The sequence below is a fragment of the Enterobacter wuhouensis genome, from assembly GCF_004331265.1.
Taxonomy (GTDB): domain Bacteria; phylum Pseudomonadota; class Gammaproteobacteria; order Enterobacterales; family Enterobacteriaceae; genus Enterobacter; species Enterobacter wuhouensis.
On sequence record NZ_SJOO01000046.1, the window covers coordinates 1 to 207 of the forward strand.

At 52.2% G+C, this 207-nt stretch carries 1 tRNA gene; it reads right to left on the bottom strand.

The features are described 5' to 3' along the window. Positions 1-92: 92 nt before the first annotated feature. A tRNA-Glu gene (locus E0L20_RS23825) sits at positions 93-167 on the bottom strand. Positions 168-207: the final 40 nt, after the last annotated feature.

Here is a 207-nt window from a genome sequence, read left to right on the forward strand (position 1 = left end):
CCAGATTTTTAAAGAGCAAATATCTCAAACGTAACTCACCGAGTTAGTTTTGAGATATCGGTTGGCTGTGTCTTTCACTCACACCCAGCAAGTGGCGTCCCCTAGGGGATTCGAACCCCTGTTGCCGCCGTGAAAGGGCGGAGTCCTAACCGCTAGACGAAGGGGACACGGAGTGTCTCGACTTCGCAGCCGTCTTGCTTCTCTACA